Source organism: Hymenobacter metallilatus (assembly GCF_003944705.1).
Classification (GTDB): Bacteria; Bacteroidota; Bacteroidia; order Cytophagales; family Hymenobacteraceae; genus Hymenobacter; species Hymenobacter metallilatus.
The window spans coordinates 351412-376545 of record NZ_RWIS01000001.1; the positions used below are offsets into that span (position 1 = coordinate 351412).

A 25134-nucleotide genomic window follows, 5' to 3' on the forward strand; every position below is an offset into this window, starting at 1 on the left:
AAAGCCCCCCGGACCAGAATCTGGGGGGCTTTTTATTTGCACCATGCCATTGACACCACCACATGAACACAAGCCATCATCTTGAACAGCACGAATAACTTGTGACCTTAAAACTACTTCGCGCGAATAGGTTGCTCAACGTGACAGGATCCTTCGCGCTGCCTAGGATGACACTTGTCGGAAGTAAAACTCATAAAGCAAAAAGCCGTGCTCCTAAGTAGAAGCACGGCCCTTTATTTTAACAACTGTTGCAATTACACGCCCAGTAGCAGGCGGGTCGGGTCTTCGAGCAGTTCCTTCACGCGCACCAGGAACGACACCGACTCGCGGCCATCGATGATGCGGTGGTCGTAGCTCAGGGCGAGGTACATCATGGGGCGGATTACCACCTGGCCATTTTCGGCTACGGGGCGCTGCACGATGTTGTGCATGCCCAGGATGGCCGACTGCGGGGCGTTGATAATCGGGGTGCTCATCATGGAGCCGAACACGCCGCCGTTGGTGATGGTGAACGTGCCGCCGGTCATCTGCTCGATGGTGAGCTTGTTGTCGCGGGCTAGGCCGGCGAGGCGCTGAATTTCCTTCTCAATGCCATCGAACGACAGCTCCTCAGCGTTGCGGATCACCGGCACCACGAGGCCTTTCGGGGCTGATACGGCAATGCTGATGTCGCAGAAGTCGTTGTACAAGATGTCGGTGCCATCAATCTGAGCATTCACGGCGGGCCACTCTTTCAGGGCCACGCACACGGCCTTGGTGAAGAACGACATGAAGCCGAGGCCCACGCTGTGCTTCTCCTTGAACTTGTCCTTGAACTTGTTGCGCAGGTCCATGATGGGCTGCATGTTCACCTCGTTGAAGGTGGTGAGCATGGCCGTTTCATTCTTCACCGACACCAGGCGGCGGGCGACAGTCTTACGCAGATTGCTCATCCGCTCACGACGCTGGGTTCTGTTACCAGTTGCCGGTTGCGAGTTGCCAGTAGCAGGAGTAGCAGCCGGTTTGGCGGCAGCGGGAGCAGCGGCCGGAGCCGGCGCGGCAGGCTTGGCCTGGGCGTTCTGGGCATCTTCTTTCGTGATGCGGCCGTCACGGCCCGAGCCCTGCACGTCGGCGGGGCTGATGCCTTTTTCGCCGAGGATTTTGCCGGCTGCCGGCGAAGGCGTGCCGGTAGCGTAGCTGGTGGTTGCCGAAGCCGCCGGCGCAGCAGCGGCCGGAGCAGCCTGGGCAGCAGCCGGTGCAGCGGCGGAAGCCGCAGCCGGTACAGCGGCTCCGCTGCCGCCTTCGATGCGGGCAATGGTAGCGCCGATACCGATGGTTTCGCCTTCCTTAGCAGAGTGGCGCAGGGTACCGGTGCCTTCGGCGGGCAGCTCAAACGTGGCCTTATCCGATTCCAGCTCAGCAATGATTTCGTCGCGCTGCACTTGCGCGCCGTCTTCCTTCAGCCACTTGGCTACCGTTACTTCCGTGATGCTTTCACCCACGGCCGGAATTTTCATTTCCACAGTTTCACCACTGCTAGCTGCCGGAGCCGATGCCGTTGGAGGCGTGCCGGAAGCCGCCCCACCTGTCGGTTGTCCACCGTAGCCGGCCTGGTCACTAGCTTTAGGGTTCTGCTCGCCTTGGCTTACCGGGTCGGCAGCGGGAGCGGTGGGGGCGCTGGCAGCTGGAGCAGCAGCGGCCGGTGCGGCAGCTGCTCCCGCGCCGTCGATTTCGGCAATGGTGGTACCAATGCCGATGGTTTCTCCCTCGGCAACGCGGATTTTCAGCACGCCGTCGGCCTCGGCGGGCAGCTCGAACGTGGCTTTGTCGGATTCCAGCTCGGCCAGAATTTCGTCGCGCTTCACAGTGTCGCCGTCAGCTTTCAGCCACTTGGCAATGGTTACTTCGGTGATGGATTCACCAACGGCAGGGATTTTAATTTCCAGACCCATACGTGGGAGTTTTGAAGAGTTTCGGTGGGTTGATGTTGTCAATTTGCTGGATACGGTCCAGTATTGGAAGCTTCGGCAAGTGCCGGCCGGAACCGGTCACGGAAATGATAAGCGGCGCTTAGCAATTCACTTACGGCTGGTTCACTATCGTCGTCATCCGCAGGATAGCGCGATAACACAGCGTAAGGGGTCAGAAAAGTAGCCAGTCGCTCATCATCCGACCCGAGCGGCGTGAAGTCGGCAACCATATACACTAGCTTCTCCAGGTCATGCGTGCGAGGCGGCAACCGTTGCTCGGCAGTTAGCCAGGCTTTCAGATATTTTTCGGCTGCCTGCTGGCAGTGGAAAGCTACTTCCGAGAAAAACTCCGGTGATTCCGCCAGCTTCTCAGCGGCCCGTAGGTCGCCATCGGCCTTGCGTAGCCAACGCTGAACCCATTGTTGGCTGTCGGGACTAAGCTGCTGCATACAATTCGCGGCCGTCGCGTAGGGCTTTGTGTTCAACCAAAAAACGGTTGCGTTTGACCCGCTCCAGTTCGGCAGCATTCAGGACCAGCACATCCATAGCTGGGTTTGTACGGTCACGAGCGACCGTACGCACAGCCACTATGCGGTCAATCTTGCGGCGCTCATCATTGGCCTTGATAACCAGCAAATCCAGGTCGGAATCCTCCGTAGGTGTGCCGTAGGCATACGAGCCGAACAGGATGATCCGGTCGGGCTGGTAGCCTTCCACGATGCGCTGCACAATGGCCTGAATTTGCTCTTCGGTTATCATATGGTGGTGGTGGCATTCCGATGCAGGAGGAATCTGGGTCAAGTCGTTGAGAAAATAACCCAGATTCCTCGCGCTACTTGGAATGACAGTTTTAGTCCTGCTTCTTGGCTACTTCGGCGGTGGCTTTGATGTTGTCGTCGGCTACGGCTTCCTTGGGCTTGTCGAAGGCGCGGGCCACGAGGTCCTTCTGCTCCTTCACGTGCACCTTGTTGTAACCGGTAGCCGGCGAGGCCGAGGGCTTGCGCGAAATCACATCTTCCAGCTCACGGCGCATGAAGCGCAACAGGTAGTTCCAGTAGCCCATGTTCTCAGGCTCTTCCTGCACCCAGTACACCTTGGCTTTGGGGTACTTGGCCAGCTCGGCATCGAGCTGCTTCTTGGGGAAGGGGTGCAGCTGCTCCAGGCGCACAATGGCCACGTCGGTGCGGCCCGACTGCTGCTGCTCGTCCAAGAGGTCAAAGTACACTTTGCCCGAGCACAGCAACACGCGCTTCACCTTCTTGGCGTCGGCGTACACGTCGCCGAGCACCTCGCGGAAGTGGCCGGAGGTGAACTCCTCCACCGGCGACACGCACAGCGGGTGGCGCAGCATCGACTTCGGCGACATCACCACCAGCGGCTTGCGGAACTCCCAGGTCAGCTGGCGGCGCAGCGCGTGGAAGAAGTTGGCCGGCGTGGTCATGTTAGCCACGATGATGTTGTTTTCGGCGGCCAGCTGCAGGAACCGCTCGGGGCGGGCGTTGGAGTGCTCCGGGCCCTGGCCTTCGTAGCCGTGGGGCAGCTGCAGCACCACACCGTTCATGCGCTGCCACTTGCTTTCCGAGGATACGATGAACTGGTCAATCATGGTCTGGGCACCGTTGGCAAAGTCGCCGAACTGGGCTTCCCAGATAACCAGGGCGGTGGGGTTAGCCATGGCGTAGCCGAATTCAAAGCCCAGCACCGCGTACTCACTCAGCAGCGAGTTGTAGATGCTCAGCTTCTCCTGGCCTTCGCCGATGTAGTTGAGCGAGTTGTACGGGGCCGAGGTTTCGGCATCGTGCAGTACGGCGTGGCGGTGCGAGAACGTGCCGCGCTGCACGTCCTGGCCGCTCACGCGCACAATGTGCTTCTCGTCGAGCAAAGAACCGTAAGCCAGCAGCTCGCCGGCGGCCCAGTTCAGTATGCGCGTCTCGAAGAACATCTTCTTGCGCTCCTCCATCAGCTTTTCAATCTGCTTCAGGGGGCGGAAGCCTTCGGGCAGCGTGGTCAGGGCCTTGCCAACTTTGGCTACCACTTCCTCGCTGATACCGGTTTCCGGCGACTTCTCGAAGTCCTCGGGCTTGCTGCGGCGCAGGGTGCGCCACTCGTTTTCGAGGGGCTGGTAGTTGTAGGGCAGCGGCTTTTGTTTCACCATGTCCAGGCGGGCCTGCAGGGTGTCGCGGAACTCCTTGTCCATCTGCTGGGCCAGCTGCGCGTCCACGTCGCCGCGCTGCACCAGCATGGCGTTGTACACCTCACGGGGGTTCTGGTGCTTGCTGATGAGGTTGTAGAGCGTGGGCTGCGTGAACTTGGGCTCGTCCGACTCGTTGTGGCCGTGGCGGCGGTAGCACACCATATCAATAAAGATATCGGCGTGGAACTGCTGGCGGTACTCAGTGGCGAGGCGCACGGCAAACACCACGGCCTCGGGGTCGTCGCCGTTCACGTGCAGCACCGGCGCGTCGATGATCTTGGCGAGGTCGGTGCTGTAAATCGAAGAACGGGCGTCCTCGAAATCGGTGGTGAAGCCCACCTGGTTGTTAATCACGAAGTGGATGGTACCGCCCGTCTTGTAGCCTTCCAGCTGCGACATCTGCGTTACTTCGTAACCGATGCCCTGGCCGGCCAGCGCCGCGTCGCCGTGGATGAGGATGGGCAGAATCTGGTGGTAGTCGCCGCCGTACTGGTGCTCAATTTTGGCGCGCACGAAGCCTTCTACCACGGGGTTCACCGCCTCCAGGTGGGAGGGGTTAGGGGCCAGCTTCAGGTTCACCTTCTGGCCGCCGCTGGTTTCTACTTCCGATGAGTAGCCCATGTGGTACTTCACGTCGCCGTCGCCCATGGTCAGGTCCGGTACGGCCGTTCCCTCGAATTCCGAGAAGATCTGCTCGTAGGTTTTGCCCATGATGTTGGCCAGCACGTTCAGACGGCCGCGGTGGGCCATGCCAATCATCACTTCCTTCACCCCCAGCTCAGCCGACTTATTAATAATAGCGTCGAGGGCCGGGATGGTGGTTTCGCCGCCTTCCAATGAGAATCGCTTCTGGCCCAGGAACTTCGTGTGCAGGAAGTTCTCGAACACCACGGCCTCGTTCAGCTTGCTGAGGATACGCTTTTTGTAGTCGATGCTGGGGTTGAAGCTCAGCGAGTCCTTCTCCACTTTCTCGCGGAACCAGTCGAGCACCTGCGGGTCGCGGATGTACATGTACTCGAAGCCGATGGTGCGGGTGTACACCTTCTGCAGGGCGGCCACAATCTCGCGCAGCGTGGCATCCGAGCCCAGGCCCAGCACTTCGCCGTTCTTGAACTTGGTATCGAGGTCGGCGTCGCTCAGGCCGAAATCGGCAATGTTGAGGCGGGCCTTCCGGTCCTTCCGTTCACGCACCGGGTTGGTTTTGGCCACCAAATGGCCGCGGCTGCGGTAGGCGTGAATGAGGTTGCGCACCTGCGTTTCCTTGTCGGCCGCTACCGTGTCCACGGCCCGAACGGCCCCGGCCTGATTGGTGCTGGCCGAGGTGGTCAGTACGCCTTCGCCATCGGCCTGCGGAATACCACTTTCGGGGTACTGCTGGGCGAAGTCGAAGCCTTCAAAGAATTTCTGCCAGCTCGCATCCACCGACTGGGGGTCGGACTTGTAAGACTGGTACAGGTTGTCAAGGTAGTCGCCGTGGGCGTTGGCGATATAAGAGTTGGCGTCCATGCGGTGGGAGCTGGTAGTGTCAGGGGGTAAAGGTAAATAGCCTGATCAGGAAGTAAAAACTGATATGCGCATGTACAAATAAACCTGTTAGTCAGATATATAATTCCGCCCGTGTTTCCTTTACGGGTACCGACGGTCAATCTATTAAATAAATACAAAAGCCGCTCCCGTCATACAGGAACGGCTTTTGGAAAAACGGTAACGCACCCTATGTTACTGTAATGCCATCTTAAAGATATAATAGGGCTGATCCTGCTTGCCGATGCCCTTGTTCCAAGTAGGCGTTTTGTGGATGGCTGAGGTGGTTACGTACAGCGTTTTACCGTCGCCGGAAAAGGCAAACGTATCGGGCCATTCCAGGCGCGGATCCTGCACCATCGTCTCGATTTTGCCGGCCGGCGTGCGGCGCTTGATGGAATGATCCTCAAAGGCCGTCAGGTACAGGTTGTTCTGGGCGTCGATTTCCATTCCGTCGCAGGCGGGCACTTTGCCCAAATCCTCAATCTGGGAAGCGAGCTGGGCATCGGTGAGGACAGGATTGCGCAGGGCCTCGGTTTTGATGCGGTACAGGTTGTAGCTGGTCAGGGGCTTCCAGTAGAGGTACTGCCGGTCCTGGCTCAGGGCAATGCCATCGGCGTTGATGCGGGCTTTGTTGCCGCTGGGGTCAATCAGCTCCTTGCCGTCGGCCTTGATGTTGAGAGTGGTATCGGCCAGCATGGAGGCGTGGCCGCTGAGCACCCGCCGGCCGCGGCCCGTACGCAGGTCCACCACCACCAGGCTACCCAGGCCCGAGTCGGTGAGGTAGGCGTACTGGTTCTGGGTATCCACACGCACATCGTTAAGGTAGGATTTGCGCGGGGCCACGCTCTCGGGGAAGCTGATGGTCTGCGTCACCTTATCGGTTTTGGGGTCAATCTTCACCAGCTTGGGGCCGCCGGGCACCGTGGCCCGCAGGCCGGGCGAGGCCGGGTCCACTACCCACAGCATGCCGGTGTTATCGGCGTATACACTCTGGGGGCAGATCCAGTGCTTATGGGGCTCGTTGCGCAGGGTTTCGTTCCAAGTGCACCAGTTGGCATCGGGATAGGGCTTGATGGAGCCATCGGGCGCTACTTCCGCAATGGGCATCACGGGGTTGTTGTCCCAGCGCGGGAAGTCGGCAAACACGCGGCCATCGGGCAGCACGGCCACGCCTACCATCTGCGGCTCCCGAAACTGCGCTACTATCTGTAACGGCGAGTTGGCGGGTGCTACCGGACCAGCCGTTTGAGTAGAATCCGTGGTGGCAGCTGGGCCGCCAGCAGTACTAGTTGTTTGCGAAGACGGTGAATTACAGGAATGGAAGAAAATACTGACCGCCAGCACACCCACCAGGTGGTGGTGAACTGGAAGTACAGGCCAGGTGAGGGATGGAAGCATGATAGTAGGAACTAAAGAAACGAGAAGACGATACTGCGCCTGCCGGGCTAGCTACCTCAGGCTTACGGCTACCCAATCCGATGGTTATAGGCCCATCCGTCAGCCTGCATAACTTATCGGGAGGAGTATGCGTATGGGGCCAGGCTACTCCCATTGCCGGGCTTTATCCAGCTAAAAAAGTTAGCATCTGTCACAAAAGCTGATTTAAAAAAAAGCTGTACCTTTGAGCCCTCCAGAATGACATCATTTTATAAGTACAATTAATTATATATTCTATCTATATTTAACCACTATTTAGTGCTTCAAATGTCTGTTTTCGGCTTTTTTTGCCGCTAACTATATCAAAAAAGGGCCCCAACAGTCTGCTAATGCGGATGGCGCTCTTCCCACTAGCCGAGTCGGGCCGGCTGTCCATTCTCTCCGGACAATGAGTGAGAGTCCACGAACCCAAACGTCATGTCCATTGCGTTATTCTTACTGACCTTCCTCTTCCCTCCCCGTACCATTTCTGTTCCCGCTTTGGCGCTGCCTTCTACCGTAGCCAGCCTCAGCCCCCGTCCGGTGGCAGTAGCCATACCGGTAGTGCCCGTTAAAAAGGCCCCCAAAACGTTGTCGTACCGCGTGACGGCCACTACTTATTGGCCCGAAGTGGGCCAGACGGACGACGCCCCGATGGAAACTGCCGATGGCTCCATCATTCCAACCCGGCACTCCAGCAAAACCCGCTGGCTGGCCGTTTCCCGCGACATGCTTGCCAAATGGGGTGGCCCGTTCCACTTCGGCGAAAAAGTGCGTGTCCAAGGTATTTCTGAGGCGCTGGATGGCGTCTACATCATCCATGATACCATGAACCGCCGCCACCGCCACTGCGTGGATGTGCTGGTGAATGAGCGGGAGTGCAAAAATGGCCTTGAAGGCCGCTGGCCCGATATCCGGCTCAGCAAAGTTGCTCCCGAACCCGTGTGGGAAGCCAGTTAATTCACTGGTTCCCCGATTTTTTAATTTTCATTCCTGGCCCTTAGGCCTCCGGATACTGCTGCAGGTATCGGGGCTGTCCGTTCGCCTCGTAGAGGAAGGTGAGCGGGTGAGCCGGGTCGCGCAGAATTTCCGGTAATGGAATCTGCCACCGCTTCCACATTTCCAACAACGACTGCCCGTAGGCGCTGTTATCCCAGGGATTGAAGATGTCCCCGGTCACATCGTCGATGAGCGTATCCATGACTACTTCCACGTCGCCGGGCTGTACCGGGCGCGGGTAGTAGTCGGGCACTACGTTCAGCAGGTAGGCGGCGTAGTACACCCGGGCCTTGAACTCGGCTATCTGGATGGGATGCAGCGGGCGGTAGGCATCCTGGTACACCCGGCCCATGGCCTGCCGGATAATGCCATTATCAACCAGACAGGCCACCAGCACGGTTTCATCGAGCTTGATGCTGAAGGCAATGGTACTCAGGTCGTCGTCGTATTCGAACGGCATGTCGTCCTGGGCAGGATCGGCTTCCAGAATAAACAGGGAGCCCGGCACAAAATCTTCGTACTCCATGGGTACACGCAGGGCCTGAAACGGCTGGTAGAATGCCTGAAACCGGCGCAGCAGCTGGGCATTTTCGGCCAGCGGGTACTGGGGTTTGGCCAGCGGATCCAGTTCCGTAAGGAGTTCCGTTACCAGCACCCCGTAGAACATCTTGCCCAGCCATAAAAACAGCGTCTGCTCATCCACCTGCCGGAAGCCCGGCAGTCCTTCGCGGGCGGCCAGCTCCAGGCGGGCCTCCAGGGGCTCAACGTGCTGGGTGCGGCAGGTAGGGCAACAGGCAATGCGCAGGTGCTGGTACTGCACAATACTCATATCCAGCAGCTTGATCTGGCGCTCCTGCAGCTTGTAGCGCGTCATCAGCCAGTCGGCGAATACGGGTACTGTATCCTGAAGAGAGCTGGTAGGAGTACCGCACAAGAAGCATTGGTGCATACTGAACCGCATACCCTCAAAAGGGTCGTACAAGGTAAGGGCATCAAGCGGCTGAAATTCGGACATGGCAAACAAGCGTGGAAGCACAAAAGTACGGTAGGCAGCCGTGCCGCCGGTTATAAAAGAGAAGAATACTGCCGCCCGCCGCAAATGTTTGCTACCCACACAAAAGCCCTGCCTACGTATAGTAAGCAGGGCTTTTAGGCTGAAATGGCCGTCGATACTAGCGCGACAGAGTAGACCCTAGCTTGATAAGCAGCTTCCCGAGGTGGGTGAGCGGGCCACTGTAGTCGTCGGAGGTTTCTTCGGCTACTTTGGAGGTTTCGGCCCCCAGGGTGGCCAGTGTTTCGGCCAGGTCGTGGGCCTGCGTATCCGAAGCCGTTAGCTGAGCCTGCAGGGTATTCAGCTCCTGAATAATTTTGGCTAAACCAGGCCGCTCAGAAGCGCGCAATACTTCGGCCCACCGCTCAATTTCGATGAGGCCATGCTGCCCGGCTTTGTCGGGGGCACCGGCATTGAGCAGGTTAAGCGTATCCTCCAGCAGGGCCGTGTTTTGCTGGTCGGTTACATCGAGCGGAATGGAGGGCGTGGGCTGAGACTGGGGGGTGGAGGCGGTAGAATCCATGGCCTGGAAAAGCAAGAGTGACGAAAGGTAGTTTACGGCTGCGCGTAAACGGCTATACTTGTCCGGGTTCAGAAAAGTTGGCATATCCTGTGCCGCCCTTGCCCGTACAACCCCGACGGCCCCAAACTGGCCGGAAAGTTGCGGCCCGGGCCGCCTGCGTATGCTACACACCTATCTTCTCGCTCCTTTCTCCTCTCCCACGCGGCAACAGCAGTTCGAAGCCGTAAAAGCGGCCCTGGCCGCCGAAACAGACGCCCCCTACACGGTGCTACTCGGCAACCTGGAACTGGCCGATGCTCCTGATCCACTGGATGCCATTATTCTGCGGCCCCGCAGCCTTACGCTGGTGCAGCTGTTGCCCCAGGGCGGAGTATTGCATATATCGGATTTGCGCACGGGGCCCTGGTTTCTGGATGGGGTAGCCCTGGAAGTTCCGGGAGACCACCCCACTCCATTTACCCGGTTTGAGCAGCAGCGTACTGCGCTGGCGGCCTGGCTGGCCGAGCACTTGCCACCGGAGGCAGCCAACCTGCATTTTATCAGCGGCCTGGTACTATTCGGCGACGTAGTGCGCTTCGGGCCGGAGGTGGAAACCTGTATGGCGGCCGTGCCCTCGGCCTCCATGTTTCATCTGCTGCCCGACCCCAGCCGGTTCACCCGGCGCCTTGCCTTGCTGGCAACCCCCGAAATTGACCTGACTCCAGCAGAATTGGAGCAGCTGACTGCCGGCCTGCCCCACTCGCAGCCGTACCCGAGTACCCAGCCCGAGGCCGCGGCCGAGCCTACGCCCAGTACGCTGTTGCGCCAGAAAGCCGGTCAGCTGTGGCGCTGGCTGGGCGCCGAAGATCTGGATCAGCTGGACCGGGGAACTTCGGGTTACGAAATTGACCTGGATGCCCGAAATCAGGAAAAGCAGGCCCTGGAAGATATGCGGGCCCAGCTGCAGCAGGATATGCAGCAGCAGCTGGGGGCACTGGCCAGCCGGGAAGCTGAGCGGGAACAGCGGATTGCCCAGCTGCAGCAGCAGCTCCAAAAGGCCCCCGTAGCGCCCGAAGCCCCCGATCTGCAGGCCCAGCTGGCCGCCGAGAAGCGGGAAAAAGCCGCGCTGGAAGCCTCCATGCTCACGTACCGCCAAGAGCTGGAAAACCGCAATACGGAACTGGGGCAGAAAATCCAGCAGCTGGAAAACCTGATTGAGCGGCTGGCTTCGGCCCCGGTGCAGCCAGGTCCTGTACCAGACGCTACACCCAACACCGCACCACGGAGCACGCCCGCCCCTGCCCCGCCACCTACCGCCCCAGCGCCGGCTCCGCTTCAACCTGCTTCGGCAGCCCCCACCAGGCCAGCCCCACTTGTTGGCGCTCCGGCTACCGAGGCGCCGGCTGCCCCAACTCCTCCCCCTGGTAGCCGGGTAGCCGGCGGGAAGAGCCAGTTCGGACGTCCGGCCAGTGCCGTTGGGCAGGGCCTGGCCGGCTGGAACCGGTGGTGGCCCGTGTTCCGCCGGCGCCTGAGCCGGCTCCGGGTTTCTTTGCCGACCCGCCAGCCGATGCCCGTGTGGGCAGGGTACGCAGCCGGCGCAGCAGCGGTACTGGTCTTCCTCCTGTGGCTCAGCAACCGGTCCGATGCCCCTGCTACGTTCAGCCACCAGGGCCGGGTGGGCTTGCTGGCCGCCAACGGCGACACCCTGCTCCCCGCCCGTTATACCAGCATTGGGACCTTTCAGGAAGACCGGGCAGTGGTGGAGCGGGACGGGGTGTTCGGCTTCGTGCAGGCCGATGGCACCGAGGTTGTGCCCCCAGCCTACGATGCGCTATACCCGTACGCGGATGGCTACGCCCGGGCCAAAATAGGCGGACTATACACGTTCATCGACCAGAAAGGAGAAGAGTTTGGCGCCTATTATTACGCCGCCCGCGACTTTTCCGAGGGCTGGGCGGCGGTACTCGACCATCGGGGCTGGCACTACATCAACGGGCCCGATGAGCCGGCTCAGCCCATCATTTTTCAGGAGGCATATTCTTTTCACCAGGAGCTGGCCCGCATCAAAACGGCCGGGCATTTCACTTTCATTCAGGCCGACTACCTGGCGGATACTACCACTGGCACTGCTCCCTTTGGCCGCTACAGCAGCGCCACAGATTTCGATGACCAAGGCCGGGCCCGCGTGGTACAAAACGGCCGCAGCTTTTCCATTGACCGAAACGGGGAGGAAGTACAGCAGTAACCTAGGGTTTTAGCGGCCGGACGGCGTAGAAACTACACAACTAGTCCCCGTCCTGCGCTTAGTCGCGGTGCTTTTTCCAGCCTTTGTGCTTACCCTTACCGCGGCCCCGGAACCACGCCGACCAGCTTTGGGCCGGCACTACCACTACCCGGCCATTGGTGGGCACCGCCGGCGCCGGTCCGGCCAGCTGCAGGCGGCCGTTGCCGGCCCGGCTCAGCGTGGTGGCTTCGCCCAGCATTGTGCAGCCTTCTCCGTCGTGCAGCTCTGTCCGGCGGCCGTCCCGCTGCACCACAAACCCGTCGCGGGTAACCAGGCGGCCATTAGGCAGGCGGATATCCCGGGGCATGGGCTTGATTTCGCCATTGCGCACGAGGTACATGGTTCCGTCGCGCCGCTGAAATCCGTCGTTAGCCTGGGCCAGCAGCACATGCTGCCCGAGTAGGAGAACCAGAGTGAGAAAGGCGGCAGGGGAGGAAAATCGGGGCATATACGGTACTGAAAACTGAGAATCCAAGGGCTTCCCTTACGAAGGAGGCTGCCTCGGGTTGGCACAGGAGTAATGGGGCTGAATTTGGGGCTGCCGAATGGGTTACCTTACCGCCGCCTGTCTGATTAAGCTCCACACCACGCTGGTGTGAAGCTTGTTCCATTCACTTTTGCTTTTCGTATCATGAAAACCATCTTCAAATCCCTGTTTTTTGCCACGGCGGTTACTTTCGCGGCGGCCTCCTGCACCCAGGAAGGCAAGAAAGATGCCGATGCAGCAGCTGCCCAAACCGAAGCCGCCGCCGAAAACGCCGGTGCTGCCGCTGCTGCCGAGGCCAACAACGCTGCGGCTGCCACCGATGATGCCGTAGAAACTGCCGGTCAGCAGGCCGAAGCCGCCGGGGAGCAAGCCGCCGCTACTACTGCCGCCGCCGCCGACAAAGCAGCCGCCGAAACCAAAGCAGCCGCCGCCAAAACCGAAGCCGCTGCCGAAAAAGCCGCCGGCGACGCTAAAGCCGAAATTAACGCTGCTCAGCAGAAATAAGAAAAAGCCAGGGCCGCATAAGTGGCCCGTCAGCTCTTCTGGCCCGGACTGCACGGCGGTCCGGGCTTTTCTGTGCCCGTTGGGGTTCAGCTGCGTGCATACTCACACAGCAGGGCGGTCTGAACGCCCGCTCTAGGAGGTCGTAGCTGTTGGCTCGGCCACCCCTGCCAGCTCCAGCAGCACTTGGTAATAAGGCCGGTGCTGAATGCGGGCCTGTAGCCAGCTATAAAAGCTGAGGGCCTGCAGGTCCTCCTGCTGCAGGGGTACAAAAGCCGGCAGCTGGTCGGCACGGTCGGCGAAGCTCTTGGCGCGGGGGGCGTCGGGGTTTTCGATAATGTCGCGCACCAGCTGCAAATACCCAAGCACGGCCGCATAACCTCCCCCATCGGGCCCGAAACGCTCCTTAATGAGACGGTCAATAGCCCGCAAACGGTTTAGGGCCAGGTCGGAGTTGCCAAGCTCCAGCTGAATCAGCATTTCACCCATGTTGCGGTTTAGCACCCATTCTACTCCCATCTCCTGCTCGCACCAATGGTCGGTGCGGCCAATGGCCAGTAGGGCCTGGTTAGCCCGCTGGAACTGGCCCTCGGCAAAATAGTGGAAGCCCAGGCCCAGGCGGGCCGTTAGCTGCTCCCGGGGTGGCAGGCTGGTTTTCAGAATTTCTTCCAGCAGCCGGATACTTTCGGCATTACGGCGCAGGAAGGCCAGATTGGCCGCCAGCAAAAACGTATACCGGGGCCAGAACGAAGCGCCCCGCAGGCGGGGGCCAGCCTCCAGCAGCTCTCGCAGCCGCTCCAGGTAGTTAATGGACTCCTGGAAGCGGCGGGTGCGGTACAGGGCGTGGGCAATCATGTACAGCAGCCCCAGCTGCGCCTCGCGGTGCGCCGGCTGAAACCCGTGCCGCTTTTCCATGAGGTGGTAGCACCGGATTACAAAGGGGGCGAAGGCCAGATAGTCGCGGCGTACGAGCATGGCTGCCCGCGCAATAGACATGAGCCGGTAAAGCAGCGTGGGGCGCCGGGCAAAGGCCTCCTGCAAATCGTACTCGCGCAGCACCTCCTGAAGAATGGCATCGAATGACTCGGCGGCCCGACCTTTCACGCGGGCCTCGCGCAGGCGCTGCCGGATCAGGCTGTCGGCAATGTTGGCGCGCTCTTCCTCATCGGCGGCCTTTTTGTTGAGGTTGCGGCGGCGAATAATATCCGGCAGGTCGTCGGCGTGCTTACTACCGGCCTGGGCAATCTGGAGGTTGTACACCGTGTTCAGCAGCTCGTACTGCTCATTCTGCTGCGCCAGCTTTTCGGCTTTGCGCAACATATTCCAGGCTAGGCGGCCAATACCGGTTTCAAACAGGTACTGCGCCAGCGTAAGCAGCCCCCGCACCGAGGAGGCAGCCGTGGGGTCCTGCTGGCGCTGGCGGAGCAACAGGTAGTCGGTGAGGTGGCGCATGAGGCGCTTGCGCAGGGCGTAGTAGGCTACGGCGTTGGGCTCCTCGGGGTACAGGCGAGCCAATAGCTCCTCGGTTGAGTACTCTTTTTGGTGCAGCAGCAGGTCGCAGAGGCGCACATCCATGCGCCCTTTCTGCTTGCGGCGCTGCCGCTGAATAAACTGCCGGAAGTCCTTACGGTCATCGACTGAGAAGGTGCTGAGCGTGGTCCGCAGATCATCCATACCGGTAATATAGATGGACCGCTCCCGGAACCCAAGCCCGGGTGCTGGCAAGTCTGATTAATTCTTTGCATTGCATTCATATTCAATTTATTACACTCAACAACAATTCAATCCTATAGTCTAAGCTGTCCGGAAAGTGGTTAGGGCCACACCACGCAATATGTAACCTTCGGATCATCTTGCTTCCTAACCCTATATGCTACATGAAACACTTCCTACTATTGCTGTTGCTGCTGTGCAGCCTGGGGGCCCGGGCTCAGGATGTGCTTACCAAAACCAACGGCGAAGAGCTGCAGGTAAAGGTGCTGGAGATTACGCCCACCGAGGTACGCTACAAGCGCACCGACAACCCCGATGGCCCCCTGATTACCGTGCGCCGCCACGATGTATTTATGATCCGCTACGCCAACGGAACCAAGGAAATGCTGGGCGGTAGCCTGCCCACCAACGTGCCGGCTCCAACACCGGTGCCCGGGGCGGCTACCGGCAGCCTGGTGCCCGGCGACGAGCCCCCGGCTTACGAGGATATTCACTTGAACGGCCCGCGCCTGGGCATTACCGTACTGACGGGGGGCGTGGCCGCCAAGGCCGACCGGGAGCTGAACGTGAATCCGTTCCTGACGCAGTTTGGCTGGCAGTTTGAAACCCGCATCTTCCGCATGCCCAACGGCACTTCCGGCCTGCTGGAGTTTGTGCCACTTATTGGGGGCCTGGAGCAAGGCAAGTTTCTGCCCAGCCTCAACGCCCTGATCGGCATCAGAGGGCCCAAGGGCATCGAGTTCGGGTTAGGTCCGAACGTGTCGCCGGCCGGGGCACACATTGCCCTGGCTGTGGGTACGTCCTTCCGCAGCAATGGCATCAACTTCCCCGTCAATCTGGCGGTGGTGCCCGGCGACGGAGGTGCCCGGATTAGCCTGCTGCTCGGCTTCAATTCCCGCACCCGCTGATAGCGGCTCTTCTCACATTTGTTGCCTGCTATGCGCCAGTGTATACTTCTGCTATGTGGCCTGCTGCTGGGGCTGCGTACCACTGCCCAGGACGTGATTCTGCAAACCAATGGGGAGGAGTTGACCGGGAAAGTCCTGACCATTACACCCGAGCTGATTACCTACCGGAGCCCGGCTGCCGATACGCTCCGGATTGCCGCCGGGCAAGTATTCCTGATCCGGTATGCCAACGGTACCAAGGAGGTGTTGCAGCGCCCAACGCCCCCTCCGCCCGGGTTGCTGAGCAGGGAGGCGGCCTATGCTCAGGGCCGCCGTGATGCGCGCACCCACTTTAGAGCACCCGGGGTTTTCTGGGGCACCTATGCCGCTACGGTGCTGACCGGGTACGGAGGGGTGGCAACCGGAGTGACAACAAGCCTGGTACCGCCGGCGGAACGTAACTTCCGGGTGCCCGATACTGGCTTGCTCAGAAACCCCGATTACGTGGCGGGCTACCGGCGGCAGGCCCAGAATAAAAAAATCGGGAGTGCCGCGGGCGGTTTTGGTGCGGGGGTAGGTACCATGGTGGTATTGGTAGCGGTGCTACTGGGCACCTACGGGCTGCACTGAGCGGGCGGCAACTTCCTGCTGAGCTCCGCCGTACACCGCTTACCCATTCATTTAACTTCCCTACCCACCATGGACGCTAACAACAACGGCATCAACGACTCAACTGAGCTGCGCGCTCGGGGCAACTGGAATGAAATCAAAGGACAGGCCAAGCAGAAGTGGGGCAACCTCACCGACGACGACCTGGACTATCAGGAGGGCCAGCAGGACGAGTGGTTTGGCCGCCTGCAGCATAAAACCGGTGAGGCTATTGATGATATTAAAAACTGGTTTCACCGCACATTCTAAGTAACTGGCAATACGCATCAGCCTTGCCTGTCAATGGCCCGATTCCACTTTGGTATCGGGCCATTCTGTTTTGAACCAGATAAATAATATCAACTATTCAATATTATTTATACATTTATTTACACACCACGTTGTATGCAAACGCCGCTGGAAGAACTGCGCACCCTGGGAAATACAGCTCTGCTCCGGCTACCAAAAACGGCGTTTTTCTGTTCCCGAGATTACCCGCACCGCATTGAGCGGCTGTCGTACCTGTGGGCCATGGAGCAGCGGCAACTCGGGTACTGTGTGTTGTCGGGGTTTCATTCTCAGCTGGAGCAAAGCATTTTCCGTTTTCTGCGCCGTGATGTGCAGCAACCCATTGTGTACGTACTGGGCCGGGGTATCCAGCCCGCGCTGCCACTCGAGTACGAGCGGGATATTCAGCTGGGCCGGCTGCTGTTTGTTACTCCTTTTGACCGGGAGGTGAGCACCGTTACGCAGGAAACGGCCAACATTCGGAACCTGCTGATTGCCGATATGGCCGACCGGTTTTTTATCCCGTACATGCGGCCCGGCGGCAACCTGGAGCAGCTGCTGCAAGGTGAGGTTATCCGGGGCAAACCTCTCCTTACTCTAAACCTGCCCGAAAACCGGGAGCTGTTCCGGCGCGGGGCCCGGCTGTACCAGCCCCCGGGGCTGCTGGGTGGCCACCGGGCCCGACTTTAACGCCGGACTTACGTATGGACGAACTACTTTCTCACTTTTAGCCTCTTCCTATGTCTGTTGCTTCCTCCGTGCAGGCTGCTTTGCCTACCTCCCCCTCCTCCGGCATCCGGACGCTGGCCCGCTTTGGGTTTGCGGCCAAGGGAACCGTGTACCTGTTGATGGGCCTGCTGGCTTTGCTGGCTGCCACCGGCCAGCGGGGCGGACAAACGGCCGATAAGAAGCAGGCCGTGCAAACCCTGCAGAGCCTGCCCGGCGGCTCCGTGCTGCTCGGCCTGATTGCCCTTGGGCTGCTGGGGTACATTGTATGGCGTTTCACCCAGGCCCTGCGCGACACCGAACACAAAGGCTCCGGGGCCAAGGGTCTGGGTCGGCGCGTGGGCTATGCCGGTAGCGGCCTGCTGTATGCCAGTCTGGCCTGGTACGCTGCCAATCTCGCCCTGAAAGGCTCCGCCAGCCAGGGGGGCAACAGCCAGCAAAGCCTGGTTGCCCGCATTCTGAGTTGGCCCGCCGGCGAGTGGATTGTCATACTAATCGGATTTATCATCGTTGGCGTAGGCATCTACCAGATTGCTAAAGCCTACTCCGGCTCTTTCCACAAGCATGTGAACAGCGCCGATATTCCGGCGGGCCAGCAGAATACCGTTTACCGCATTGGGCAGCTTGGCTACACGGCCCGGGGCATCGTCATGGGTATTATTGGTTATTTCCTGGTACAGGCCGGCCGTAAGCACCAGGCCGCCGCCGCCGGCACCACCGACGAAGCCTTTGACCTGTTGGCTACTATGGGACCGGCCGTGCTGGGCATTGTAGCCTTCGGACTGATGTGCTATGGCCTCTACATGCTGGTGCAAGCCAAATACCCCGTCCTACCCCGGGTGTAGAGTTGTTAGTTGTTGGTTGTTAGTTGCTGGTTGTTAGTTGTTAGTTGCCAGTTGTTATGATCACACACTTATTTTCTAACAACCAACAACTAACAACCAGCAACTAACAGCTAGCATCCAACGCATCAGGCTACGTACTCCTGCAGGTACTGGTACCGCTCGGTGAGCTGACCGTTACGGGCAATGGTGGCGCGTTCAATCACCGCGTCACTGCCTTCGTGCACTAAGTGGGGCAGCACATTATCAATTAGCTGGCGGCCGAAGTCCCGGCTGGCGTTGCGCGGCAGCTCGCAGGGCAGGTTATCGACGGCCATAATGGTGATGTTGCCGGGGCGGGAATAGGGTGGCTCCAACTCCTGGGTCTGGCAGTTGTAATCGAAGGCGGGCTCCTGAATAGTGCTGCTGCGCTTAGTAGTCGGAATGGAGCCGTCTACGTCGCAGGTTACGTCGGCAATGGTATCAATGCGGAAATGGGCCCGGCAGGTGTCCTCCAGGGAAAACAGGCGCGGAGCCGCCGGGTGCCAGTAAGCGCAGGCAATGAGCAGGTTGGTAACGGGCAGAAAGTTCTGAAAAGTGCTTTCGTACTCCTGGGGGTTGCGGTGAAAATCGGGAGTATCCCACACGCGCCCGTCGCGGCGGCGGTTGTAGTCGGAGCTGCGGAGCTGGGTGTACACCGGCTCGTTGAAATCCAGGTAGAGGTAGTCGTACACGCTCACGCGCCGAATGCCCATCAGGTTAAGCACCTCCACGGCCCCCTGAGCCACGCGGCCTGAGCCGGTTACGGCAATTTTAATGGGGGGCAGGCGCTTCACCTTGAAAAACTCCTCCTGCATGTCCTCCATATCCACGCACTCATAGGCCGGTTTCAATTCGTAGAGGCCATGCTTGCGGCCGTACGTGAGCAGGCCGTTGTAGGCGCCCACTATGCCTGCCCAGCGGCCGAAGGCCACAATCCGCTCCCCGTTTTCATTGGTGAGCAGCTCATAATCGATAAGGGTAATCTGCTTGGCCAGCACCTGCCGCAGTAGCTCCCGGTTAGCGGGCTGTTTTTTTACAGTGTGCGAGAAGAACAGGTAGGTTTTGTGAGGAATCAGCTGTGCCACAGGCACCTCCTTCACGCCCATCAGAATGTCACAGTCTGCCACTTCGGGCCGCACCTCAATGCCCAGGTTGCGATACTCCTGGTCGGAGAAGCAGCGGATGCCACTTTCCTGAACCACAATTTTCAGGCCCGGGAAGCGGGCTTCAGCCTCAGCGCATTTTTTGGGAGTAAGCGGAACGCGCTTGTCGGGTGGGGTTTTGCCTTCGCGGATCAGGCCAATGGTAATAGAACGCATGTGGTGGGAACTGGGTGGGTTTCGGGGGCTAAATCTGCGGAAAATTGTTGAGTCGGGACCCGAACGGCAATGCACGCAACCCGGGCTGTCACCCTGAGCGGAGCGAAGGACCTTCGCACGTAGGCACGCTCTGGCGCAGTTCCTTCAGGGGTATAAGTTGTTCAGGCGTGGTAAGGTCCTTCGCTATGCCCAGGATGACAGCAAATGACCTAAACATTTGCCCACTTATCGGTTTAAGGGTGAAGCCTTTTCGCGCTACCTTTGTAGGGGCTCCGTTGGGGCCGCCTGCATTGCCACCCTCACCCTTCTCTTTATGTTGCTGAAGACCAAGCCCGCCGATGTGTTTGTGGACCGTCACAACGGCCCCGACGAAGCTGCCGTAGCGGAAATGCTGCGCGTTATCGGCGTGGAGTCGATTGACCAGCTCATCGACGAAACCGTGCCGGCCGCCATCCGCCTGAAAAAGCCGCTGAACCTGCCCGCTGCCCTCACGGAGCGGGCTTTTTTGGCAAAGTTCAAGGGCATTGCCAGCCAGAATAAGCTGTTCAAGAACTACATCGGCCTGGGCTACCACGATACCCAGCTGCCGGCCGTCATTCAGCGCAACATTCTGGAAAACCCGGGCTGGTACACGGCCTACACGCCCTACCAGGCCGAAATTGCCCAGGGCCGCCTCGAAGCCCTGATCAACTACCAGACGATGGTAATTGACCTCACGGGCCTGGAAATTGCCAACGCTTCTCTGCTCGACGAAGGAACCGCTGCCGCCGAAACGCTGCATATGTTCCACTCGCTCAGCAAAAAGAAAAACGCCAACCGCTACTTCATTTCCGAGCAGGTACTGCCCCAGACCATTGACGTGGTACGCACCCGCGCCGAGCCCCTGGGCATTGAGGTAGTTATCGGGGACCACCGCACCTTCGACCTCACCGACGAGACGCTGTTTGGGGCCCTGCTGCAGTACCCCGCCGCCGACGGCGCCGTGTACGACTATACCGACTTCATCGGCAAGGCTCACGACAACAACCTGTTTGTGACCGTAGCCGCCGATTTGCTGTCCCTGACCCTGCTCACGCCTCCCGGCGAAATGGGGGCTGACGCCGTAGTAGGCAACTCCCAGCGCTTCGGCGTGCCCATGGGCTACGGTGGCCCCCACGCCGGCTTTTTGGCTACCAAGGATGCCTTCAAGCGCGTGATTCCCGGCCGCATCATCGGGCAGAGCATCGACGCGGCCGGCAACAAGGCCTACCGCATGGCCCTGCAAACCCGGGAGCAGCACATCCGCCGCGAAAAAGCTACCAGCAACATCTGCACCGCGCAGGTACTGCTGAGCGTGCTGGCCGGCATGTACGCCGTGTACCACGGCCCCCAGCGCCTCCGGCAGATTGCCAGCAACATTCACGCCCTGGCCCGTACCCTGGAAATGGAGCTGCACGCCCTGGGCCTCGACCAGCGCAACGAGTTCTATTTTGATACGCTGGACATCAAGCTGGAAAGCCAGGAGCTGCAGCAGGCCATCCGCAAGGAGGCCGAAGCCGCCGGCATTAACTTCCGCTACTTCGAGGAGCACGGCTCGGCCCGGGTGGGCATCAGCCTGCATCAGAATACCGAGGCCGAAGATGTGCAGGACATTGTGGCCGTATTCAGCAAAGTGCTGGGCCGCGACGTGCGCCAGGTAGCCCAGCCCGAAGAGGTGGAAGTAACTTGGCCCGACGCCCTCATTCGCAAGAGTGAGTACCTCACGCACCCCATCTTCAACTCCCACCACTCGGAGCACGAGATGCTGCGCTACATGAAGCAGCTCGAAAACAAGGACCTGAGCCTGGCTCACTCCATGATTTCCTTGGGTTCGTGCACCATGAAGCTGAACGCCACCGCCGAGATGATTCCGGTGACCTGGCCGGAAATTGGCGGTCTGCACCCCTTCGCCCCGCGTGAGCAGGCCCAGGGCTACGCCGAAATCTTCCGGAACCTGGAAGCTTGGCTGTGTGAGGTAACCGGATTTGATGCCGTTTCGCTGCAGCCCAACTCGGGTGCCCAGGGCGAGTACGCCGGTCTGCTGGCCATCAAAGGCTACCACGATGCCCGCGGCGACCAGCACCGCAACGTGGCCCTGATTCCGGCTTCGGCCCACGGTACCAACCCCGCCTCGGCCGTAATGGCTGGCATGACGGTGGTAGTGGTGAAAAGCACCGAGGAAGGCAACATCGACGTGGAGGACCTGAAGGCCAAAGCCGCCCAGTACGCCGACAAGCTGAGCTGCCTGATGGTAACCTACCCCAGCACCCACGGTGTGTACGAGGAAACCATCATTGACATCTGCGCCACCATTCACCAGCACGGAGGCCGCGTGTACATGGACGGGGCCAACATGAACGCCCAGGTGGGCCTCACCTCCCCCGCCACCATCGGGGCCGACGTGTGCCACCTGAACCTGCACAAAACCTTCTGCATCCCCCACGGCGGCGGCGGACCCGGCGTGGGCCCCATCGGCGTGGTGAAAGACCTGGCGCCCTATCTGCCCGGCCACGTGGTGGTAGATGCCGACGGCCGCACCAGCGGCGCGGTTTCGGCGGCACCCTGGGGCTCGGCCAGCATTCTGCCCATCAGCTACGCTTACATCAGCATGATGGGTGGCGAAGGGCTGACCCAGGCTACGCGCATTGCCATCCTGAATGCTAACTACCTGAAAGCCAAGCTGGAGGAGCACTACCCCGTGCTGTACACCGGCTCCAACGGCCGCTGCGCCCACGAGATGATTCTGGAATGCCGCCATTTCAAAAAGGCCGGCATTGAGGTAGAGGACATTGCCAAGCGCCTGATGGACTACGGCTTCCACGCGCCCACTGTCTCGTTCCCGGTAGCCGGCACGCTCATGATTGAGCCCACCGAGTCGGAGAGCAAGGAGGAGCTGGACCGCTTCATTGAGGCCATGGTGAGCATCCGCAAGGAAATTGCCGAGGTAGAAGCCGGCCGCGCCGATGCCAAGGACAACGTGCTCAAGCACGCTCCCCACACCGCCGCCACGGTGCTTACCCACGAGTGGACCCGCCCCTACTCCCGCGAGCAGGCCGTGTACCCCACTGAGTATGCCCGCGCCTACAAGTTCTGGCCCACCGTGTCGCGCATTGACTCGGCCTACGGCGACCGGAACCTCATCTGCGCCTGCACGCCCATTGAGCAGTACGTGGACGCCGAGGAGCAGCTGGTTCCCACCGATAAAGGTCCGTCATACTAAGCAAGTTCTGGTTGCTTGTCGCTGGTTTCCAGTTAACGGGTAATCGGAGTGCCTAAAAGACGAAAGGCTCACGCATTCCTGCGTGAGCCTTTCGTCTTTTTTAGTTGGTGATTATACGCTTTGCAAACGTCAACCCGAAACGGGTTGGGTAACCAATAGCTCCCTTATTTACCGAAGCAGGTACGGTACATGTAGCCGTTCTGGGTTTTGCCAGCGGCTGTTACGCGCACTTTCACAAAATGCACGTCCACGGTATCCATCACCTGTACTTCACTGCCGGAGCTGACCGTTGTCAGCTGTTGAGACTCCTTGGTCATGCCATCATACAGGATACACTCCACTACCGTATTGTGGGCCACGGGAGCGGAGGAGGTCCGGTTGGAACGGGATTCATCTTTGGAGGCGCTGCAGGAAGCCAATACGGCCAGGCTACCTATACCAAGTAGAACTTTTTTCATATACACGAAACGCAGGAAGATTTTTCTCTGCAAAAGATAGGGAGATTTTAAGATGAAAAGGAATATTCCGCCGCACATTCCAACATGATTTATTTAAGCCATTACATAGATATACTTCTATATGACACGCACCCGCACAAGCTATACTCCGCAGCCTGCTGGCCAGGCTCTAGAAAAAAAACATCTGTGGGGCAGAAGCTACCGGCCAAAGCCTGCGCCACAGCATTCAAGAAACCGGTATAAAAAGCGGGAACGAGCGTATAAGCAGATGTGTTTACTTAAACGGAGCCGCCTTTCACTGTTGCTGTCTGCGGAGTGAACGGTTCTTTTACTCTGATTTTCTCTATATGAACCGCATCTCCCGTTTTTTAACCCGCCCAGTGGCTTTCTCATTGCTGAGCCTGGGTGTGCTGCTGGGTGCCAGCAGCTGCGCATCTACTTCCCGTGTGGGAGTAACTGCCGACTTCGACCATTCAGTAAATTTCCGGACCTACAAGACCTGGGCATGGTATCCGACACAGCCCGTTGATACTGAAGGCGGCCCTGCCAAGGGGTACGAGTCGTTTCTGGATAAGCGTATTCGTACTGCCGTGGAGCAGCAGCTGGCCCAGAAGGGCCTGACCTACTCCGAGAAGAACCCGGATGTGTACGTAGCTTACAGCGCCCGCGTGGAAGATAAGCAGCGGGCTACCGGCTCGCCTTACGGCCCGTTTGGTTATCCTTACGGGTATAGCTACGGGTGGTATAACAGAGGCTTCAACCAGGGCGTGGTCGATTACAAGGCTGGTACTGTAATTCTTGACTTTGTGGATGTGAAGCGCAAGGAGCTGGCTTGGCGGGGCCAAGGACAGGCCCAGGTAGATCAGCAAACCATTTCAGAAGCAGAAGTGCAGCGCATTGTAACCAGCATTCTGGGCAACTACCCTCCCGGTGCGGAGCAAGCCCAGCGCTAACCTGCCTGTAGATGCGTTACCGTCCTGCGTAAAGGAAAAGAGCCCGCTTCAGCTGAAGCGGGCTCTTTTCCTTTACGCAAGGCTGCGGGCAGGCTAAATCGGCACGTTTACGTGGCGCTCGGCGTGGTAGCTGGAGCGCACCAACGGTCCACTCTCCACATATTTAAGGCCCCGGCGCAAACCTTCTTCCTTGTAGTGCGCAAAAAGATCGGGGTGGATAAACTCGGCCACTTCGATATGGCGCTTGGTGGGCTGCAGGTACTGGCCCAGCGTCAGAATATCGAGGCCGTTGGCCACGAGGTCGTCTATGGCCCGATACATTTCCTCCTTGGTTTCGCCCAAGCCCAGCATAATACCCGACTTGGTGCGTTTGCCGGCTTCCTTGGTCCGCCGGATTTGTTCCAGGCTCCGGTCGTACTTGGCCTGGGGACGAACCAGACGGTAGAGGCTGCCCACCGTTTCCATGTTGTGCGACACTACCTCCTGGCCGCCGGCAATCATGGTATCCAAGGCGGCCCAGTTGGCTTTCACGTCCGGAATCAGGGTTTCGATGGTAGTACTAGGGCTGAGCTGCTTGGTTTGCACCACGGTTTCATACCATACGCTGGCCCCCCGGTCCTTTAACTCGTCCCGGTTAACACTGGTAATTACCGCGTGCTTCACACCCATCAGCTGAATGGCCTCCGCCACCCGGCGGGGTTCGTCCAGGTCATACTCGCTGGGACGGCCAGTGGCCACGGCGCAGAACGAGCAGGAACGGGTGCATACATTGCCCAGAATCATAAACGTGGCCGTACCCGCGCCCCAGCACTCGCCCATGTTGGGGCAGTTGCCAGATTCGCAAATGGTATGCAGCTTATGTTCATCCACCAGGCGGCGGACATTGGCGTAGGCAGGACCCACGGGCAGCTTCACGCGCAGCCAATCGGGCTTACGCGGTTTGGCGGGAGCCACCGGGGCTGCCGCTTCGGGCTGAATGATGGGCAGAGTCAGCAACAGTTCATCCATGCTGCAAAGGTAAGAGGAATGCGTGGGGAATAGTCCAAGGAGGACAATTGGGTAATAGGATGAAGGTAGTAGGATGAGGGTAGTAGGTAGTAGGACTATCGTACAATGGTGTCCTTCATCCTA

22 protein-coding genes are annotated in these 25134 nt (G+C 59.4%); 10 read left to right on the forward strand and 12 right to left on the reverse strand.

Annotated features, from left to right (window positions below; all coding sequences use genetic code 11):
* Positions 1-254: 254 nt before the first annotated feature.
* From odhB to EI290_RS01385, 5 genes are all read right to left on the reverse strand, one after another.
* Entirely contained in the window at positions 255-1931 is a 1677-nt protein-coding gene (odhB, locus tag EI290_RS01365; RefSeq protein WP_125425867.1) for a 2-oxoglutarate dehydrogenase complex dihydrolipoyllysine-residue succinyltransferase, read from the reverse strand.
* A 38-nt stretch (positions 1932-1969) separates the two neighbouring features.
* Complete coding sequence (locus EI290_RS01370) at positions 1970-2398, reverse strand: HEPN domain-containing protein (protein WP_125425869.1); 429 nt, start codon at positions 2396-2398, stop codon at positions 1970-1972.
* The gene (locus EI290_RS01375; protein WP_125425871.1) at positions 2385-2750 is read right to left on the reverse strand and encodes a nucleotidyltransferase domain-containing protein; all 366 of its coding nucleotides are present in this window, start codon (positions 2748-2750) and stop codon (positions 2385-2387) included. Before EI290_RS01375 ends, EI290_RS01370 begins: the two co-directional genes overlap by 14 nt.
* A gap of 49 nt (positions 2751-2799) precedes the next feature.
* On the reverse strand, positions 2800-5649 hold the full coding sequence (locus EI290_RS01380) for a 2-oxoglutarate dehydrogenase E1 component (RefSeq protein ID WP_125425873.1): 2850 nt from the start codon (positions 5647-5649) through the stop codon (positions 2800-2802).
* Positions 5650-5862: 213 nt separating this feature from the next.
* The gene (locus EI290_RS01385) at positions 5863-7068 is read right to left on the reverse strand and encodes an SMP-30/gluconolactonase/LRE family protein (RefSeq protein WP_125425875.1); all 1206 of its coding nucleotides are present in this window, start codon (positions 7066-7068) and stop codon (positions 5863-5865) included.
* A 519-nt stretch (positions 7069-7587) separates the two neighbouring features.
* Between EI290_RS01385 and EI290_RS01390 the strand changes: the two genes are divergently transcribed.
* Complete coding sequence (locus tag EI290_RS01390; RefSeq protein ID WP_125425877.1) at positions 7588-8046, forward strand: RlpA-like double-psi beta-barrel domain-containing protein; 459 nt, start codon at positions 7588-7590, stop codon at positions 8044-8046.
* 40 nt (positions 8047-8086) lie between these two features.
* Here EI290_RS01390 and EI290_RS01395 read toward each other — a convergent pair whose 3' ends face one another.
* Positions 8087-9100: a hypothetical protein gene (locus tag EI290_RS01395; RefSeq protein ID WP_125425879.1), complete on the reverse strand. Its 1014-nt coding sequence runs from the start codon at positions 9098-9100 to the stop codon at positions 8087-8089.
* 157 nt (positions 9101-9257) lie between these two features.
* Positions 9258-9659 carry a hypothetical protein gene (locus tag EI290_RS01400; RefSeq protein WP_125425881.1) on the reverse strand — a complete coding sequence of 134 codons (402 nt, stop codon included), beginning with the start codon at positions 9657-9659 and terminating at the stop codon, positions 9258-9260.
* A gap of 160 nt (positions 9660-9819) precedes the next feature.
* Between EI290_RS01400 and EI290_RS22820 the strand changes: the two genes are divergently transcribed.
* Complete coding sequence (locus EI290_RS22820) at positions 9820-11883, forward strand: WG repeat-containing protein (RefSeq protein WP_125425883.1); 2064 nt, start codon at positions 9820-9822, stop codon at positions 11881-11883.
* 58 nt (positions 11884-11941) lie between these two features.
* On the opposite strand, the gene EI290_RS01410 is transcribed toward EI290_RS22820, so the two are convergent.
* Positions 11942-12370: a DUF6799 domain-containing protein gene (locus tag EI290_RS01410; protein ID WP_125425885.1), complete on the reverse strand. Its 429-nt coding sequence runs from the start codon at positions 12368-12370 to the stop codon at positions 11942-11944.
* Between the two features lie 183 nt (positions 12371-12553).
* Here EI290_RS01410 and EI290_RS22280 point away from each other — a divergent pair, with 183 nt between their 5' ends.
* Positions 12554-12913, forward strand: coding sequence for a hypothetical protein (locus EI290_RS22280; RefSeq protein WP_185816792.1), 360 nt, complete (start codon positions 12554-12556; stop codon positions 12911-12913).
* A 132-nt stretch (positions 12914-13045) separates the two neighbouring features.
* On the opposite strand, the gene EI290_RS01420 is transcribed toward EI290_RS22280, so the two are convergent.
* Complete coding sequence (locus EI290_RS01420; protein WP_125425889.1) at positions 13046-14584, reverse strand: hypothetical protein; 1539 nt, start codon at positions 14582-14584, stop codon at positions 13046-13048.
* A 203-nt stretch (positions 14585-14787) separates the two neighbouring features.
* Between EI290_RS01420 and EI290_RS01425 the strand changes: the two genes are divergently transcribed.
* The 5 genes from EI290_RS01425 (at position 14788) to EI290_RS01445 (ending at position 18017) form a co-directional block, all read left to right on the forward strand.
* Positions 14788-15531, forward strand: a complete 744-nt coding sequence (locus EI290_RS01425) for a hypothetical protein (RefSeq protein ID WP_125425891.1) — start codon at positions 14788-14790, stop codon at positions 15529-15531.
* A gap of 30 nt (positions 15532-15561) precedes the next feature.
* The gene (locus tag EI290_RS01430; protein ID WP_125425893.1) at positions 15562-16140 is read left to right on the forward strand and encodes a hypothetical protein; all 579 of its coding nucleotides are present in this window, start codon (positions 15562-15564) and stop codon (positions 16138-16140) included.
* A gap of 69 nt (positions 16141-16209) precedes the next feature.
* Positions 16210-16428: a CsbD family protein gene (locus EI290_RS01435; protein WP_125425895.1), complete on the forward strand. Its 219-nt coding sequence runs from the start codon at positions 16210-16212 to the stop codon at positions 16426-16428.
* Positions 16429-16563: 135 nt separating this feature from the next.
* On the forward strand, positions 16564-17136 hold the full coding sequence (locus tag EI290_RS01440; protein ID WP_125425897.1) for a DNA-binding protein: 573 nt from the start codon (positions 16564-16566) through the stop codon (positions 17134-17136).
* Between the two features lie 50 nt (positions 17137-17186).
* Positions 17187-18017 (forward strand): DUF1206 domain-containing protein, encoded by an 831-nt coding sequence (locus tag EI290_RS01445; RefSeq protein WP_125425899.1) that lies wholly within the window; start codon positions 17187-17189, stop codon positions 18015-18017.
* Between the two features lie 125 nt (positions 18018-18142).
* Here EI290_RS01445 and EI290_RS01450 read toward each other — a convergent pair whose 3' ends face one another.
* On the reverse strand, positions 18143-19354 hold the full coding sequence (locus tag EI290_RS01450; protein ID WP_125425901.1) for an NAD(P)-dependent oxidoreductase: 1212 nt from the start codon (positions 19352-19354) through the stop codon (positions 18143-18145).
* A gap of 313 nt (positions 19355-19667) precedes the next feature.
* Here EI290_RS01450 and gcvP point away from each other — a divergent pair, with 313 nt between their 5' ends.
* Positions 19668-22592 (forward strand): aminomethyl-transferring glycine dehydrogenase, encoded by a 2925-nt coding sequence (gene gcvP, locus EI290_RS01455; RefSeq protein WP_125425903.1) that lies wholly within the window; start codon positions 19668-19670, stop codon positions 22590-22592.
* A 164-nt stretch (positions 22593-22756) separates the two neighbouring features.
* Here gcvP and EI290_RS01460 read toward each other — a convergent pair whose 3' ends face one another.
* Positions 22757-23050, reverse strand: coding sequence for a lipoprotein (locus EI290_RS01460; RefSeq protein ID WP_125425905.1), 294 nt, complete (start codon positions 23048-23050; stop codon positions 22757-22759).
* A gap of 347 nt (positions 23051-23397) precedes the next feature.
* Here EI290_RS01460 and EI290_RS01465 point away from each other — a divergent pair, with 347 nt between their 5' ends.
* Positions 23398-24003 (forward strand): DUF4136 domain-containing protein, encoded by a 606-nt coding sequence (locus EI290_RS01465; protein ID WP_125425907.1) that lies wholly within the window; start codon positions 23398-23400, stop codon positions 24001-24003.
* Positions 24004-24096: 93 nt separating this feature from the next.
* On the opposite strand, the gene lipA is transcribed toward EI290_RS01465, so the two are convergent.
* Positions 24097-24999 carry a lipoyl synthase gene (lipA, locus tag EI290_RS01470; RefSeq protein WP_185816830.1) on the reverse strand — a complete coding sequence of 301 codons (903 nt, stop codon included), beginning with the start codon at positions 24997-24999 and terminating at the stop codon, positions 24097-24099.
* Positions 25000-25134 lie beyond the last annotated feature (135 nt).